The organism is Mycobacterium sp. IS-1556, assembly GCF_001499985.1.
Taxonomy (GTDB): domain Bacteria; phylum Actinomycetota; class Actinomycetes; order Mycobacteriales; family Mycobacteriaceae; genus Mycobacterium.
The window spans coordinates 287,522-301,265 of sequence record NZ_LQIM01000038.1 but is presented as its reverse complement, the minus strand read 5'-3'; the positions used below and the strand labels follow the sequence as shown (position 1 = coordinate 301,265).

The following is a 13,744-nucleotide window of genomic DNA, read 5'->3' as shown; positions in this document are numbered from 1 at the left end:
GATGAGAGCCGTCAGCTGTGAGCACGGGAGCCTGTCGGTCGTGGACCTACCGACACCGCAACCGGCACGCGGGCAACTGTTGCTCGAGGTGCGGCGATGCGGGATCTGCGGATCCGATCTGCACGCGAAGGACCACGCCGACGAACTGACCGGCGTGATGGACGAAATGGGCTACCCCGACTTCATGCGCGGGGACACGCCTGTCGTGTTGGGCCACGAGTTCTGCGGCGAAGTCCTCGAGCGCGGCCGAGGAGCTGCCAAGGAGTTCAAGGTCGGCACGCCGGTGGTCTCCTTCCCGTTGTTGCGCGCAGCCGGCGGGGTACACCTGACCGGGTTGTCACCGCTGGCGCCCGGCGGCTACGCCGAGCAGGTGCTCGCCGAGGCCGCGATGAGCTTCGTCGTCCCGAACGGGCTGGACGCGGACACCGCAGCGCTGACCGAGCCGATGGCAGTGGCGCTACATGCCGTGCGCCGCAGCGACATTCGCCGTCGCGACACCGCGGTCGTGATCGGCTGCGGACCGGTCGGACTCGCGGTGATCTGCCACCTGAAGTCGCTCGGCGTGCAGACGATCGTCGCCAGCGACTTCTCCACCACCCGTCGCGAGATGGCGTCACGCTGCGGTGCGCACGTCGTGGTGGATCCCGCCGTCGAATCGCCCTACGCCGCCACCGAGCAGTCCGGCGCCATCACCCGGGCTCCACAACTTTATGAACTGGGCGTCGGCTCGATGGAAAAGTTGCGTCGACTGCCCGGTTGGTCGCACCTTTACCGCATGGCCGACGCTGTCGGCGCTGCGAGCCCGAAGCGTCCAGTGGTCTTCGAATGTGTCGGCGTGCCCGGCATCATCGACGGCATCGTCGGCGCGGTACCCGTGCAGACCCGCGTCGTCGTGGTCGGGGTGTGCATGGGCACAGACGCGATTCGGCCCGCCATGGCGATCGGTAAGGAGATCGACATGCGGTTCGTGTTCGGATACACGCCGCTGGAGTTCCGCGACACGCTGCACATGCTCGCCGACGGCAAACTGGACGCCTCGGCGCTCGTCACCGGCACCGTTGGGCTGAACGGTGTGACTCGGGCCTTCGAGGTGCTCGGGACCGCCGAGGCTCACGCAAAGATCCTCATCGATCCGTCGAGCACGGCCGGCGCCCCCTAGAACGTCCTTCGCAAACCCCCAGCTCAGCGCTGTGATCGGTTACATGCCTGTGCCGGGTATGTGACAGGCTGCACATTTGTGCTACAAATAGTCATATTCCTATTAGGAATGTGCCTATCGTTCCTCAGCCCGGAGGCCTCATGACACCGCCTGTCGAAACCCCCAGCGCAGTGATCGACCGCGTATCCCTCGTCCTCGACGCTTTCGACGGTCCCGGCCGGTTGACGCTGGCCCAGATCGTCCGGCGCACCGGCCTGCCCCGCTCTTCGGCGCATCGCATGCTCGAGCGCTTGGTGCAGCTGCGCTGGCTTCGCCGCAGCGGGCGAGACTACGAACTGGGCATGCGTCTGGTGGAACTGGGGTCGCTGGCCGTGCACCAGGATCGGATGCACCGCGCCGCGGTCCCACTGCTGCACGATCTACACCGCGCGACCGGCCTCGTCGTCCACTTGGCGGTCCTCGACGGATCCGACGTCGTGTACCTGGAGAAGATCGGCGACCGGATGAGCGCCGCGCTCCCCAGCCGTGTGGGTGGGCGCCAGCCGGCACACTGTTCGGCCGTCGGCAAGGCGATGCTGGCCTACAACTCCGACGCCTGGGACGGCGTCGACCTCTCGAACCGGCGCACCCGCTACTCCATCAGCACTGCGGCCCAACTGTCGACGGAACTGGCCAAGGTGCGCGCGCACGGGGTCGCGTTCGATCGGGAAGAGTCGCTGGCCGGATTCGGTTGTGTGGCAGCGTCGATCGGAGGACCGAACGATGCGGTCGCGGCGGTGTCGGTATGCGGACCGATGAACAGGATGGCGTTCGACCAGCGTCTGGTGGCACCGGTGCGGATGACCGCGATGGGCATCTGGCGCAATGTCGAGGACGGCCCGAAGCGGGTGGCGCCGACGCTTCAGCAGGCGCGGCCGCTCCGTGGCGGGCCGGCGTTGCGGCCGGTGGCCGACCGGGAACGGGCGCTGCAGTACGCATGAGTCTCGACCCCCAGATCGCCCCGCTGATCGAGGCGCTGGATTCCGGGTTCCCGCCCGTTCACACGATGACCGGCGTCGAGGCGCGTGCCGCAATCCGGTCGCGCTTCGTAGCGCCGGCTGAGCCTGAACCGGTTGGGGCAGTGGAGGACTTGGAGATCCCCGGCGGTGACGGCCCGATCGCGGTGCGGATCTACCGGCCGTCTTCCGGTGTGCCGTTACCGGTCGTGGTGTATGCGCACGGCGGGGGTTTCGTGTTCTGCGACCTTGACAGTCACGACGGGCTGTGCCGAAGCCTCGCGAATCTCGTTCCTGCCGTGGTCGTCTCCGTCGCCTACCGGTTGGCGCCGGAGCACAGGTGGCCCGCCGCGGCCGACGATCTCTACGCGGCGACGCAATGGGTGGCAGACAACGCGACCGAGATCGGTGCTGATGCGAGCCGGATCGTCGTCGGCGGTGACAGCGCGGGCGGCAACCTGGCGGCCGTGACGGCGCTGATGGCGCGTGACCGCGGCGGGCCGGCGCTGGCGGGTCAGTTGCTGCTGTATCCGGTGATCGCCGCCGATTTCGACACCGAGTCATATCGCTTGTACGGCAAGGGCTTCTACAACCCTCGGCCTGCGCTGCAGTGGTACTGGGACCAGTACGTCCCGTCGCATTCGGACCGTACCCATCCCTACGCCTCGCCGCTGCATGCCGACCTCGCCGGGCTTCCGCCCGCGGTGGTGGTCGTCGCCGGTCACGACCCGCTACGCGACGAAGGCGTCGCGTATGCCGATGCGCTGAGGGCCGCGGGCGTTCGCACGGTGCGGTGCGACTTCGACGGCGGCATCCACGGCTTCATGACGATGCCGATGCTGGACATTGCGCATGAAGCCCGGCGACGGGCCAGCCGGGAATTGGCTCAGCTGCTCGCCGGCTCAGCTGACAGCACGGTGGTCGCCCCGTAACGCTGTTCGGGGTCGAGCACGCAATGGGTGCGGCCGAACACCGTGACCATGCACTTGTTGTTGTGCGTACACCGGCTGCGCGCACCTGGATCGGCGATCATCGTGTTGACGAGGTCGGGCTCACGCAGTAGCGCTCGACCCATGGCCACAAAATCGAACCCCTCGCGCAGCCCCGTCTGCACGTGATCACGGTTCGTGATGCCCCCCAACAGAATCAGTTTCGTGTGGCGGACCAATGGTACGAACTGCCTTGCCGCCTCGAGCATGTAGAGATCGCGGTACGGATAGCTGCCCATGACCCGCTTGCCCGCCAATCGGACGCCCGGCCGCAGTGCCTGCGGCATCACTTTCGCGAACTCCTTGACCGGCACGTCACCGCGAAACAGATACATCGGCTTGAACACCGACGAACCCTGAGTGAGCTCGATGGCGTCCAGGGTGGCATCACCGTCGAGCAACTGCACTGTGCGCAAGGCCTCGTCGATCCAGATGCCGCCGGCCATGCCGTCGTCCATGTTCAACTTCGCGGTGACCGCGATCTGGTCCCCCACGACCTCGCGCACTCGCGCCGCGATCTCACGCACGAACCGCGACCGGTTGTCGATCGATCCGCCGTAACCGTCGTTACGGCGGTTGATCAACGGGCTCAAGAACGAGCTCGGCAGATAGAGATGGCCGAAATGAAGTTCGACGGCGTCGAACCCCGCATCGATCGCCACCTGTGTCGCATGTGCGAATTGTTCCGTGACGGCGGCGATCTCGTTGCGGGTGATCTGGCGGCAATACGCTAACGAGGTCGGGTTGACGAACCGGCTGGGAGCCACCGCGGTGACCCCGGTGAGCCTTTTCTGCGCGACGACGCCCGCGTGGCCTAGTTGCGCAGAGATCGCCGCGCCGGCGCCGTGCACCGCGTCGACCAGTCGGCGCAGGCCCGGCAGCGCCGTCGCGGTCATCACGATCTGGCCGGGCGCGCTGGCGCCTTCCTTCGACACGCAGCAGTACGCGACCGTCGTCATGCCGACGCCACCCTCGGCGAATGCGACGTGGAAGTCGATCAGGTCGTCGGTGACCAGGCCGTCAGGCGAGCGGCCCTCCGACGTCGCCGCTTTGATCACGCGGTTGCGTAGAGTCACCGGCCCGAGCCGGGCAGGGGCGAACGGATCCATGCCGCCACGATGCCGTTGGGATCGGATGTCTGAGCGGGCCCTTCCCGATGGATGGGAGCGGACGCCGTCATGACCCGCCGCCCGCAATATCGTCGCCCCATGGGCGCCGTCTACGTCGTCGACCGCGTGGTCACCCGGCCGGGCTGCGCGAGACGGTTCGTCGACGCGTATCTCGCCGAATACGCGCCAGGGGCAAGGGAACGCGGTATGACGCTGCGCGACATCCTGGTGAGCCCGCCGATCTGGTTCGACGACCAGTCGAACGTCGTCACGGCGACCTGGACGCTGCCGTGTCCGCGGGCCTGGTGGGAGATGACGTGGAAGGGCAGGCCGGACCCGTCGCTCGGGCGGTGGTGGCAGGACGTCAGCGAGATGATCGTTGAGCGGACCCGCAATGTCGCGGCAGCGGCCGAAGATGTCGATGGGTTGGGCAGCGTTTGATGGGCATGTTTAACGTGATCCGCCTGATCGACACCGTCGACGATGCGGCCTGCGATCGTCTGATCTACGAACTGCGATCTGCGGCGAGCACCAGCGGTGCGAAGCGGGCGCTGATTCAGCCGACACTGCCCGGCACGCGAAACGGCGGCGACATCCTGATGCATCTGCAGTTCGACGGGGTGGCTCAATGGAATTCCGCGGCGGGGGCTTTCGAAACGATCCTCGCCGATCCTGCGGTCGACCACGTCAACGGCGCCACCTATACCGGCAACCTGGTCACCGCGTCGCCGGATCGAGGCAGCATCTACCGGACGCTGTTGCTGCGGGTGCAACCCGGTAGCGACGAGGCGATCCTCCGACGGTTCGAAGACGACCTGCGCCTGCTCCCCCGCTACGTCACGTCGATCTGTACGTGGCAGCTCAGCCGCGTCGACTCGGCCGTCGGAACGTCGCCGTGGACCCATGTGTTCGAGCAGGAATTCCGGGACGTCGAGGGGTTGATGGGCCCGTATCTGATGCATCCGATCCACTGGGCCTACGTCGATCGTTGGTTCGACCCGGAATGCCCCGAGTGCATTGTGCGCGACCGCGTGTGCCACAGCTTCTGTCGAGCGGAGACGCCATGAATCCTGACGCGGTACGGCGCCTTCTCGACGAACGCGACATAGAGCGCGCACTTTACACCGCCGCACGCGCGATGGATGAGCACGACTGGACGGCTGTTGGCGAGGTGTTCGCCCACGACGCGACGGGCGACCTCGGCACGGGACCGCTCGTCGGCAGCGCCGCCATCGTTGCGCTCATTCGAAGCTATCTCGACGCCTGTGGTCCGACCCAACATCTGCTGGGCAACGTGATCGTCGACGTCGCGGGCGACACCGCCGTATCGCGGGCCTACGTTCACGACCTGCACCTGTCCCCTGACGGTTCGGAGCGCTTCTACACGATGGGCGACTACCACGACCACTGGGAGCGACGGGCGGGCCGATGGCGAATTGTCGAGCGCATCAAGGTCAACCGCGCACACGTCGGCTCACTCGAGCGCGTCTTCGCCGAGTGATTTCGGTGCCGAAACAGTCGGTGAGCGACTGTTCTGACACCGAAATCGCTACATGCCGGCGGGCTGGATGTTCGGGTTGGCCGTCGCCGGCGGTTCCAGCGGCGGCAGTACCGTCGCACCGTCGAGACTGTGCACCGGCAACTGTTGCGACCACGGATAGTGCAGGCTGAACGCGACGAGCCCGGTGCGTTCGGCAGCGGGCCGATGACACATCGCCAGCACCGTCTCGGCAAGGTAATCGACCGGTTCTGTCGGGAACGTGTCCGGAATCAGTTGCGACGCACCGGGTGTACGGATAGCGGTCGACGGGCCCACGCAGTTGACCGCGATGTTGGCATCGACCAGCTCGGCGGCAGCCCCCTGGGTGAAGCGGTGCAGCGCGGCCTTGCATGACGCGTAGATGACGTCGCCGGACGTCTTGTTGTATTCGCGGTAGGGCCGCACCGGTGCCACGCCGGTCACCGAACCGATGTTGACGATCCAGCCCGCACCCTGCTTCCGCATGTGCGGAGCGGCGGCCTTGGTGAGCACGAACGGCGTGCGCAGGTAGTGCTCGACGGTGCGGTCAAAGGTTTCCATGCTCATCTGCTCGACGACCGAGTAGTCCGCGTAGCCGGCGTTGTTGACCAGAATGTCGATGCGGCCCAACCGCTCCACCACTTCGGCCACCAACCGCTCACGCTGCTCGGCGTTTTCCAAGTCGGCGGCGATCCCCACCGCCTTGCCGCCACCGCGCTCGATGAGCTCGATGGTCTCGCCGATCGTGCCGGGCAACGCGGCGGATGCGCCGGCGCGCACCGACGCCGACGGCTCGAACGCCCGAGCCGTCACGACAACGGTGGCGCCTTCGGCCGAAAGCCGTTGCGCCACAGCTCGGCCGATTCCGCGGCTACTGCCCGTGACGAGCGCCGTCCTGCCTTCCAGCAATCCGGTCACGACAGCTCGAAGTGTTCTTCGACGGGTGCCCGGTGCTGATGCCACAGATCGACCAGTCGGTATGGCGTCGCGACCACCACACGGCCCGAACCGGACCGGTAGTAGGTGTGCGCATTCGGGGTGTGACACCACACCGTCCGCGACATCGCCTCGTCGATCTGCGCCACGTAGCTCACGTAGGCGTCGCGCTTCACCTCCATGGTCGCCGCGTCGCGCAACGCCATCAGTTGCAGGCACTCGATGATGTAATGCGCCATCACTTCCATCGAGAAGTTGGCACCGGCACCGTGACCAGGGCTGTAGTTCGGAGCCGAGTTGATGAACAGGTTCGGGAAACCGGGCACGGTGCCGCCGCGGTATGCACGCGGACTGTCCCCCCACTCCTCGCGCAGGGTCCGGCCGTCGCGGCCGCGGATGTCGAGGGTCGACAGGAAGTCGAGGTGGTAGCCGGTGGCGTAGATGATGACGTCGAGGTCGATCTGCCGACCATCCTGGGTGACGATGCCGCGCGCGTTGACCACGGCCGGTTCGCTGGCCTCCATGTCGACGTGGTCGCGGGTCAGCGCCGCGTAGTAGCCGCCCGGGTCGCGGATGATCCGCTTACCATACGGCGCGAAGTCGGGAGTGACCTTCTTCGCCAGTTCGCTTCCCTCGCCGAATGTTTCGTTGATATAGGTCAGGCACATCTGCAGCAGCACGTCGTTGGCCGGCGAGATCGACAGATGATCCTTGGCCCATTCGGGGTCCTGCAGGATGACGGGATAGTTGTTGTCGGCCGTCGCCCAATACGACTTCAGTCGGTGCCAGTTCGCGTAATACGGCACGTGACGGCCCAGGAATCGGCGGTACTCGGGCACGTCGTCGGAGGGCCGCTTGCGCGGCGCCACCCAGTGCGGCTGTCGCTGGAAAACCGTGAGATGGTCGACCTCGTCGATGCACGCGTCGACGATCTGCACCGCGGTGCAGCCCGCCCCGATGATCGCGACGCGCTTGCCACTGAGGTCGAGCGTCGGGTCCCACATGGCCGAGTGAATGCTGATGCCCTCGAACGACTCCCGGCCCTCGAGATCCGGCCACCGCGGTCGGTTGAGATAGCCGGCGGCGGTGACGACGACGGTGGCGAAACTGACGTCGCGGTTGCCGTCGCGATCGACCGCGTGAATCTGCCATTGCTTACGGTCCTCGTCCCACCACAACGCCTCGACTTCGGTGCCGAATCGGGTGTGCTGGCGAAGGCCGTACTTGTCGGCGAGCGCGACGAGGTAGTTCTGGTACTCCCCGCCTTGCGGGTAGTAGCTCGTCCAGTCCGGATTCACCTCACGCGACAGCGAGTAATACGCCGACGGCGTGTCGACGCCGATCCCCGGATAGCGGGTGGTCAGCCAGGTGCCGCCGACCTCGTCGTTGCGGTCGAAGATCTGATATCGGACGCCCGCGTCTGCGGCGGCGAGCGCGGTGATGATGCCGGCGATTCCGGCGCCGATGATCGCCACCGTCGTGGTCTCCGGAATCGGCACCGTGCGCGGCAGCGTCGGCTGCGACAGTTGGAAGCCGCCCTGTTCGAGCAGCAACGGAATGAACTCGTCCTCCACGTCGGAGCCGAGTGCCACCGGCAGCAATCGGGCGAACAGTTGCGGGTCCTCTGGGGCCACGGCACCGGCCGGCCGGGGCGCGTCGATCGCCTCGATCACGGCCGTGACGAGCTCCTCCATGGTGCCGGTATCGGTGGTGCCCAGGCGCTCCGGTGGATCCGGCACATGGGTGATATTGGCGCCGTACCGGTCGATGACAGACGGATCACCGGTCAATTGGGCGAGCACCGCGACCAGCACACCAGCGTCCGCCTCACGCAGATGCGTCCTCAGTTCGTCGCGGTCAACCGTCGACTCCGGCCTGGTTTGCGCATCAGCAGTCACGGCTCCGAGTATCGGAGCGCAACGGCCCGACGAGCGCCATCCTGCCTACTGAGCGGGACACCAGCCGCTGAGCCACCGGTGCCAGGCCATACGCTGCGGCCATGCAACTGGACACCGTGGTAGCCCAGGCGCGCAGCCATACGCTCGGCGACATCCCACGGCGGTCGGCCCGCAAGCAGCCGGACAAGGTGGCGATCATCGATGGCGACGTCGTCCTGACGTTCGCCGAGTTCGACAACCTGGTGGATAGAGCAGCGGCGGCTTTGCAGGACAACGGCTTTGCACCCGGTGACCGCCTGGCGCTCTTGGCGCACAACTGCTGGCAGTACGCCGTGTTGGCTTTCGCGACCGCCCGCGCCGCGGTGGTGTTGGTCCCGGTCAACTTCATGCTCACCGCCGACGAGATCTCCTACGTCCTGGGCCACAGCAAGGCCAGCGGATTCATCGTCGAGGCCGGCCTGATCCCGACGGCCGAGCAGGCGATGCGGCAAGGCGGGACGGTGCGCACCACGACTGCGCTGATGCCGGCCGGCCGGCCCGCACCACCCGGTTGGGGCGACTTCGCCCACTGGTTGACCACCACCACCGCGGCCCCGGCCCCGCACATCGACGACGACCAGCTCCTGCGGTTGATGTACACGAGCGGCACCGAATCACGGCCGAAGGGAGTCATGCACAGCAGCCGCACCCTGATGTGGCAGTACATCAGCACGATCGTTGCCGGCTCGATGTCGGGCGACGACGTCGAGATCCACTCGCTGCCGCTCTACCACTGCGCGCAGCTCGACAACTTCCTCGCGACCGACATCTACCTCGGTGCGACCAGCATCATCCTTCCCAAACCCGACCCCGACACGGTGTTGCGCACGATCGCCCGCCACGCAGTGACGAACTACTTCGCGCCTCCCACGGTGTGGATCAGCCTGCTCCGCAGCCCAGTCTTCGACACTGTGGATCTGTCCAGCCTGCGCAAGGGCTACTACGGCGCCTCCGCGATGCCGGTCGAGATCATCAACGAGATCCGGGAACGGCTGCCCAACTTGCGGCTGTGGAACTTCTACGGGCAGACCGAAATGGCGCCGCTGGCGTCCGCGCTTGCACCCGACGAGCAGGAAGCACACGGCGGCGCGGCCGGGCGGCCGGTGGTCAACGTCGAGACAACCATCCTCGACGAAGAGGACCAGCCCGTCGCGACGGGCGTGGTGGGTGAAATCGCCCACCGCAGCCCACATCTGATGTTGGGCTATCTCGACGACCCCCCCAAGACGGCGGAGGCCTTCCGTGGCGGCTGGTTCCACTCCGGTGACCTCGGCTATTACGACGAGCATGGCCTGCTGCACGTCGTGGACCGCAAGAAGGACATGATCAAGACCGGCGGCGAAAACGTCGCCAGCCGCGAAGTCGAAGAAATCCTCTACCGGCACAGCGGAGTACAGGAAGCCGCGGTGTTCGGGTTGCCGCATCCCACGTGGGTCGAGGTCGTGGTGGCCGCGGTGGTCGCGCGCGACGGTTTCACGCTGACCGAGGATGACGTGATCGCGCACTGCCGCAAGCATCTGGCCGGCTTCAAGACGCCCAAGCGGGTCTTCTTCGTCGACTCACTGCCCAAGAACCCGAGCGGCAAGCTGTTGAAACGTCAACTGAGGCAGCGCTTCGGCTCCGAAGCGCTCACCCACTGAAGGGATAACGCCGTCGTGTTCACAGGACGCATCGCGCGGTTCGACGGGCCCGGCGAACCGTTCCAGATCGAGACCGTCGGCCTGACCGGGGCAGAACCCGGTGAGATCCTGATCCGGGTCACTCGCACCAACATCTGCGGATCCGATCTGCACGCCTGGCACGGAACATTCGCGACCGGTGGACTCGGTGGCAAGCTGCCCACCGTGCTGGGGCACGAAATGGTGGGCATGGTCGAGGCCCTCGGCGACGGCGTCAGCACCGACTCCAACGGCGCGCCGCTGGAGGTGGGCACCCGGGTGGTATTTCCGTACTTCTTCTGCTGCCACCGCTGTCGCAACTGCCTGATGGGTCGGCGAAATGCATGCCTGAACCTCACGATGGCGATGCTGGGCCGCGCCGACGAACCTCCGTACTTCGTGGGGGGCTATGGCGACTACTTCCTGCTGCCCAGCGGTGCTGTGATCTATGCCGTTCCCGGCTCCGTGTCTGACGACATCGCCTCTGGCGCCAATTGCGCTCTCTCCCAGGTTATATACGGCCTGGAGCGCGTCGATCAGCAACTCGGGGAAATCGTCGTGGTGCAGGGCGCCGGCGCTCTCGGCCTGTACGCCGTCGCCGTGGCGAAGGCACGTGGGGCGGGGCTGGTCGTCGCGATCGACGGGGTGCCCGAACGTCTGGAGTTGGCGACGGCGTTCGGCGCCGATGCGGTGATCGACATCAACGAGGCGGCCACCGCGAAGGACCGGACGAAGGTCGTACGCGAACTCACGGACGGGCAGGGCGCCGACGTGGTGGTGGAGGTGGTCGGCCACCCGTCGGCCATCGACGAGGGTCTCAAGATGCTCGGCCAGTTCGGCCGCTACGTGGAGATCGGCAACATCAACATCGGCAAGACGTTCGAGTTCGATCCGTCGCGGTTCGTGTTCGCCAACAAGACGATGGTCGGCGTCTCGCTCTACGACCCGCCGGTGCTGTCGCGCGCGCTCACCTTCCTCGAGCAGCACCAGGACTCGCTTCCGCTGAAACGCCTTGCTGCGGCGCAGTATCGGCTTGACGATATCAACGAGGCGTTTGCCGCCGCCGACGGCAAGCGCGATGTCCGCGCCAGCATCGTTCCTTGATCAAGGAAGTCCATGCACCATCACACGCGTGAAACGCTGTTCATCGACGGGCAGTGCAACCTCCCGCACGCGTTGCGGATGGCCAAGCGGCTGCTGCAAGAATCACGGGTGGGTCCGCTGGACTCAACGTTGTCCATGGCGGCGGCCATGCAGCGCAGCCACCGATATGAGTGGAGGAGATGGTGACGTCGCAGGTGTCACTTCCGCGGCTGGTGCCGCCGGCGACTGTCGAACCGGCGACCACGGAGCCGCTGCGCGCCGAGGTTCGCGCCTTTCTGGCCGAGCAGCGCGCCGCGGGCACGTACACCCCCGCCGTCGATGCCTGGTTGACCGGCTGGGACGAGAAGTTCACTGCCGCGCTCGCCGTTAAGGGCTGGCTGGGCATGACGGTGCCCGTCGAATACGGCGGCCACGGGCGCTCATTCGTCGAACGCTTCGTGGTGACCGAGGAACTGCTCGCGGCCGGCGCGCCGGTGGCCGCGCATTGGATCGCCGACCGGCAGATCGTGCCGTCGCTGTTGAAGTACGGCACCGAACACCAGAAGTCGGAGTTCCTGCCGAAGATCGTGCGCGGCGAATGCTACTTCGGCATCGGGATGAGCGAACCCGACTCCGGCTCTGACCTGGCGAGCGTGCGGACGAAAGCGGTTCGCGTCGACGGGGGTTGGGAGCTAACCGGCACCAAGGTGTGGACATCGGGGGCCCATCACGCGCACGCGTTCATCGCGCTGGCGCGTACCGCACCGGTGGATCCGGGCGATCGGCACGCCGGGCTGAGCCAGTTCATCGTCGACCTGCGGGGTCCGGGTGTGGATATCCGGCCGATCGTCTCGATGAACGGCGCACACCACTTCAACGAGGTGGTCCTTGATGCGGCGTTCGTGCCCGACGCAATGGTGTTCGGTGCGATCGGCGACGGCTGGCAGCAGGTGACCTCGGAGCTGGCGTTCGAGCGCAGCGGACCTGAGCGGTTCTTGTCGACGTTCGTTCTGCTCGCATCGTGCGCCGAACACATGGCGTCTCAGCGGATCTCGCCCGACGCCGACCTCGGGCGGCTGGTGGCGCGCATCGCCGGCCTGCACCAGATGTCGACCGCGGTGGCGGGTGCGCTGGAGCGAAATGCCCCGGCGGATGTGCCCGCGGCCGTCGTCAAGGTCCTCGGCACCACCACCGAGGGCGATATCGCCGAATTCGCCGGCCAGTTCGACGATGGCGATATCGATCCGGCGTTTACCGAACTCGTTTCGGCTGCGGCGGATCAGCGTCCGGGTTTCACGCTGCGCGGCGGAACAAACGAAGTGCTGCGCGGTGTCATCGCGCGCGGATTGGGCCTTCGATGACCGAGACACCGTCGGCCGGCGTGGATCCGGCACTGGTCGCGATGATGGACGCCGTCTTCGCGGAACATCGCGGCGATCCGGCGCTGTGGCAACAACTCGACAAACTCGGACTGGTGCGGCTCACGGGTCCCGAGGATGTCGGCGGCAGTGGTGCCGGATGGTACGAAGCCGCCGAACTGCTGAGCGCCGCGGCCCGTCACGGCGTGCGAGTTCCGTTGGCCGAAAACGACTTGCTGGCGTGCTGGCTGTTGGATGCGATCGGCCTGCCCAGTACCGGGACGGTGCGTACGGTTTGCCTATTGGACTCGTATGGGACGGCGCGCGGTGTGCCATGGGCGGCGGGCGCCCAGCGGGTCGTGGTGGTGTGGAACGCCGGTGGCGAACACCGTGCCGCCGACGTTGACATCGAGAGACTGGGCATCACATCGGGATTCAATACGGTCGGCGAGCCACGCGACACTGTCACCGCCGACATCTCGGCCCTCGACGGCGTGTCGGTTCCCGCACCACTAGTCACGCAATTGCGGCTGAAGTCTGCACTAGTGCGCTCAATTCAGGTGTGCGCAGCGCTCGATCGCGTCGTCCAGATGTCCGTCGAGCATGCGACGTCGCGCATCCAGTTCGGTCGCCCGTTGGCCCGCTTTCAGGCGGTGCAGCATCTGATCGCCGATCTCACCGCCGAGGCCGCGCTCGCCCGCGCGGCGACCGAAGCCGCGCTGACCACGGCCGTGACCACCGACTGGTCGGGCGAGAGCCTCGAATTCCGGGTGGCGGCGGCCCGTTCTTGCGCAGGCCATGCCGCGGAAGTCGTGGTGCGCAACGCGCACCAGGTCCACGGCGCCATTGGCACCACACAGGAGCACCGACTGCACGAATTCACCCGGGCTGCCCTAGCCTGGCGCTCGGAGTTCGGCTCAGTACGGTACTGGGACCAGCGGGTGACCGATGCGGCCCTGGCGGCGGGCGCAGCCGGACTGTGGAGCATGGTCACTGGCTAG

13 protein-coding genes and 1 pseudogene are annotated in these 13,744 nt (G+C 66.6%); 11 read left to right on the top strand and 3 right to left on the bottom strand.

Features of this window, described 5'->3' with window-relative positions:
* Position 1 precedes the first annotated feature (1 nt).
* The 3 genes from AU187_RS19765 (at position 2) to lipP1 (ending at position 3,086) form a co-directional block, all read left to right on the top strand.
* The gene (locus AU187_RS19765) at positions 2-1,159 is read left to right on the top strand and encodes a zinc-binding dehydrogenase (RefSeq protein WP_059102231.1); all 1,158 of its coding nucleotides are present in this window, start codon (positions 2-4) and stop codon (positions 1,157-1,159) included.
* Between the two features lie 140 nt (positions 1,160-1,299).
* Positions 1,300-2,139: an IclR family transcriptional regulator gene (locus tag AU187_RS19760; protein ID WP_059102230.1), complete on the top strand. Its 840-nt coding sequence runs from the start codon at positions 1,300-1,302 to the stop codon at positions 2,137-2,139.
* Positions 2,136-3,086 carry a LipP1 family hormone-sensitive lipase gene (lipP1, locus tag AU187_RS19755; protein ID WP_059102229.1) on the top strand — a complete coding sequence of 317 codons (951 nt, stop codon included), beginning with the start codon at positions 2,136-2,138 and terminating at the stop codon, positions 3,084-3,086. Before AU187_RS19760 ends, lipP1 begins: the two co-directional genes overlap by 4 nt.
* Here lipP1 and AU187_RS19750 read toward each other — a convergent pair.
* Positions 3,041-4,252 carry an NADH:flavin oxidoreductase gene (locus AU187_RS19750; protein WP_059102228.1) on the bottom strand — a complete coding sequence of 404 codons (1,212 nt, stop codon included), beginning with the start codon at positions 4,250-4,252 and terminating at the stop codon, positions 3,041-3,043. The two genes, lipP1 and AU187_RS19750, sit on opposite strands and share 46 nt — an antisense overlap.
* Before the next feature lie 99 nt (positions 4,253-4,351).
* Here AU187_RS19750 and AU187_RS19745 point away from each other — a divergent pair, with 99 nt between their 5' ends.
* From AU187_RS19745 to AU187_RS19735, 3 genes are read left to right on the top strand one after another with little or no spacing between them, the layout of a single operon-like run.
* Positions 4,352-4,693 carry a hypothetical protein gene (locus tag AU187_RS19745; protein ID WP_059102227.1) on the top strand — a complete coding sequence of 114 codons (342 nt, stop codon included), beginning with the start codon at positions 4,352-4,354 and terminating at the stop codon, positions 4,691-4,693.
* Between the two features lie 5 nt (positions 4,694-4,698).
* A complete protein-coding gene (locus AU187_RS19740; protein ID WP_059102327.1) occupies positions 4,699-5,319 on the top strand; it encodes a Dabb family protein in 621 nt (206 codons plus the stop codon).
* The gene (locus AU187_RS19735; RefSeq protein WP_059102226.1) at positions 5,316-5,753 is read left to right on the top strand and encodes a nuclear transport factor 2 family protein; all 438 of its coding nucleotides are present in this window, start codon (positions 5,316-5,318) and stop codon (positions 5,751-5,753) included. Before AU187_RS19740 ends, AU187_RS19735 begins: the two co-directional genes overlap by 4 nt.
* A 48-nt stretch (positions 5,754-5,801) precedes the next feature.
* Here the strand turns inward: AU187_RS19735 and AU187_RS19730 are convergent, their stop codons facing one another.
* Entirely contained in the window at positions 5,802-6,689 is an 888-nt protein-coding gene (locus AU187_RS19730) for an SDR family NAD(P)-dependent oxidoreductase (RefSeq protein ID WP_059167221.1), read from the bottom strand.
* Positions 6,686-8,605 carry a flavin-containing monooxygenase gene (locus AU187_RS19725; protein ID WP_059102224.1) on the bottom strand — a complete coding sequence of 640 codons (1,920 nt, stop codon included), beginning with the start codon at positions 8,603-8,605 and terminating at the stop codon, positions 6,686-6,688. Before AU187_RS19725 ends, AU187_RS19730 begins: the two co-directional genes overlap by 4 nt.
* A 101-nt stretch (positions 8,606-8,706) precedes the next feature.
* Here AU187_RS19725 and AU187_RS19720 point away from each other — a divergent pair, with 101 nt between their 5' ends.
* From AU187_RS19720 to AU187_RS19705, 5 genes and pseudogenes are all read left to right on the top strand, one after another.
* Positions 8,707-10,284 carry an acyl-CoA synthetase gene (locus AU187_RS19720; RefSeq protein WP_059102223.1) on the top strand — a complete coding sequence of 526 codons (1,578 nt, stop codon included), beginning with the start codon at positions 8,707-8,709 and terminating at the stop codon, positions 10,282-10,284.
* A 15-nt stretch (positions 10,285-10,299) separates the two neighbouring features.
* Positions 10,300-11,406, top strand: a complete 1,107-nt coding sequence (locus AU187_RS19715) for a zinc-binding dehydrogenase (protein WP_059102222.1) — start codon at positions 10,300-10,302, stop codon at positions 11,404-11,406.
* 57 nt (positions 11,407-11,463) lie between these two features.
* Positions 11,464-11,592 (top strand): annotated as a pseudogene (locus AU187_RS25550) (enoyl-CoA hydratase); the annotation flags it as partial.
* Positions 11,593-11,600: 8 nt separating this feature from the next.
* The gene (locus tag AU187_RS19710; protein ID WP_156425402.1) at positions 11,601-12,746 is read left to right on the top strand and encodes an acyl-CoA dehydrogenase family protein; all 1,146 of its coding nucleotides are present in this window, start codon (positions 11,601-11,603) and stop codon (positions 12,744-12,746) included.
* Positions 12,743-13,744 carry an acyl-CoA dehydrogenase family protein gene (locus AU187_RS19705; protein ID WP_059102221.1) on the top strand — a complete coding sequence of 334 codons (1,002 nt, stop codon included), beginning with the start codon at positions 12,743-12,745 and terminating at the stop codon, positions 13,742-13,744. The genes AU187_RS19710 and AU187_RS19705 overlap by 4 nt, the downstream gene beginning before the upstream one ends.

Excerpts from the sequence above, each read along its gene's own strand:
- AU187_RS19705 (WP_059102221.1), top strand. The coding sequence starts at position 12,743 with ATGACCGAGACACCGTCGGCCGGCGTGGATCCGGCACTGGTCGCGATG.
- AU187_RS19745 (WP_059102227.1), top strand. The coding sequence starts at position 4,352 with ATGGGCGCCGTCTACGTCGTCGACCGCGTGGTCACCCGGCCGGGCTGC.
- AU187_RS19720 (WP_059102223.1), top strand. The coding sequence starts at position 8,707 with ATGCAACTGGACACCGTGGTAGCCCAGGCGCGCAGCCATACGCTCGGC.
- AU187_RS19740 (WP_059102327.1), top strand. The coding sequence starts at position 4,699 with ATGTTTAACGTGATCCGCCTGATCGACACCGTCGACGATGCGGCCTGC.
- AU187_RS19765 (WP_059102231.1), top strand. The coding sequence starts at position 2 with ATGAGAGCCGTCAGCTGTGAGCACGGGAGCCTGTCGGTCGTGGACCTA.
- AU187_RS19760 (WP_059102230.1), top strand. The coding sequence starts at position 1,300 with ATGACACCGCCTGTCGAAACCCCCAGCGCAGTGATCGACCGCGTATCC.
- AU187_RS19735 (WP_059102226.1), top strand. The coding sequence starts at position 5,316 with ATGAATCCTGACGCGGTACGGCGCCTTCTCGACGAACGCGACATAGAG.
- lipP1 (WP_059102229.1), top strand. The coding sequence starts at position 2,136 with ATGAGTCTCGACCCCCAGATCGCCCCGCTGATCGAGGCGCTGGATTCC.
- AU187_RS19750 (WP_059102228.1), bottom strand. The coding sequence starts at position 4,252 with ATGGATCCGTTCGCCCCTGCCCGGCTCGGGCCGGTGACTCTACGCAAC.